Origin of the sequence: Pseudoalteromonas sp. Z1A6 (genome assembly GCF_011378745.1) — a bacterium.
GTDB classification, from domain to species: domain Bacteria; phylum Pseudomonadota; class Gammaproteobacteria; order Enterobacterales; family Alteromonadaceae; genus Pseudoalteromonas; species Pseudoalteromonas arctica.
In genome coordinates, this window is sequence record NZ_WTKW01000525.1 from 1 (window position 1) to 1955 (window position 1955).

General features: G+C 43.4%; 1 protein-coding gene. It reads left to right on the forward strand.

Annotation, left to right across the window (positions count from 1 at the left end; translation table 11 throughout):
• Positions 1–1844, forward strand: a 1844-nt coding sequence (locus GQR46_RS19150; RefSeq protein WP_165742112.1) for a propionyl-CoA synthetase, incomplete at its 5' end; no start/stop codon positions are given.
• Positions 1845–1955 lie beyond the last annotated feature (111 nt).

Consider the following 1955-nt stretch of genomic DNA (forward strand, 5'->3'; position numbering starts at 1 on the left):
AAAACCCAGCCCAATTTTGGCTCGAACAAAGTAAAAATATTCCATGGTATAAAACCCCCACAAAAGCATACACACAAGACGACGACGGGCTTTATCATTGGTTTAGTGACGGGCAATTAAACACCAGTTTTTTAGCGCTAGACCAGCATGTTATTGCCGGGTTTGGCGAGCAAACTGCACTGATTTACGACTCCCCAGTCACTAATACAAAGCAAACTTATAGCTACTCACAACTACAACAAGAAGTTGCTAAATTTGCAGGCGTAATACAATCGTTAGGTGTTACAAAAGGCGACCGCGTTGTTATTTACATGCCAATGATCCCACAAGCTGTTATTGGTATGTTGGCGTGCGCTCGTCTTGGTGCTATTCATTCGGTGGTATTTGGTGGGTTTGCTGCACACGAATTAGCAGTACGCATTGATGATGCCAAGCCCAAACTTATACTTAGCGCCTCATGCGGTGTTGAAGTAAACAGCATTATTGAATACAAACCACTTATTGATAACGCAATAGACTTAGCTACGCACAAAGTAGAACACTGCGTTATTTATCAGCGTCCACAAGTCACCGCCACTCTTAAGCCTAAACGAGACATAGATTGGACTCAGGCAATGCAAACAGCTGCAATCGCAGATCCGGTGCCTGTAAATGGTAACGATCCGCTTTATATTTTATATACCTCAGGCACGACAGGCACACCCAAAGGCGTAGTGCGCGAAAATGGTGGTCACGCAGTGGCAATGCAATACAGCATGGAAACCGTTTATGGTATGAAGCCCGGCGACGTATTTTGGGCAGCGTCTGACATTGGCTGGGTAGTTGGGCACTCTTATATAGTTTACGCGCCGCTAATGTATCGCTGCGCGACCGTATTATATGAAGGTAAACCGGTTAAAACCCCCGACGCCAGTGCATTTTGGCGCGTGGTTGAAGAGTATAAAGTAAATGCATTATTTAGTGCCCCCACCGCCTTTAGAGCAATCAAAAAAGAAGATCCAAATGCCGATGGTTTTAATCAATACGATACCTCAAGCTTAAAACGTTTATTTTTAGCAGGCGAGCGGTTAGATCCTCCCACTTACGAGTGGCTTAAAGAAAAAACCAAACTGCCAGTGCTCGATCATTGGTGGCAAACCGAAACTGGCTGGGCTATTGCTTGTAACCCTGTAGGGCTTGAGTACTTAGCAACAAAACCTGGCAGCTCTACCGTGCCTACTCCAGGTTTTGATGTGCGAATATTGGATATGGATGGCAATGAATGCGCAGCTAACGAGCAAGGCGCCGTGGTAATTAAACTGCCCCTTCCACCGGGTTGCCTTCCAACCATTTGGCAAGATACCGCTCGTTTTAAAGCAAGCTACCTAAATGAATACGAAGGTTATTATTTATCTGGTGATGGTGGTTATATTGATGAAGACGGCTACCTATTTATTATGGGCAGAACCGACGACGTTATAAATGTAGCAGGACATAGGCTTTCTACTGGCGAAATGGAAGAAATAGTAGCTGCGCACCCCGCCGTTGCCGAATGCGCTGTTTTTGGTGTAAACGATCCTCTTAAAGGACAACTCCCTATGGGAATGATTGTGCTTAAAAATGATTTTATGGGCTCAAGTACCGACGTAGAACAAGCGCTTGTTTTAAGTGTTCGTAATCAGATTGGCGCTATTGCGTGCCTTAAAAATATAGTTAGCGTAGATAGGTTGCCCAAAACACGCTCGGGTAAAATACTGCGTAAAAATTTGCGCCAACTGGTTGATGGCGAAGAGCTACAAATACCTTCAACCATAGACGACGCGAGTATCTTTGAAGAAATAAACCAACAACTAACACAAAGATAAACCCAACCAACCTATCTAAAGCCATTTTTATAATGGCTTTTTATTTGATCCTTTTACTTAAGTTTAGGTTTAAGCTTTAATTAAACAAATCACTGAAATTTTTTACAGTTT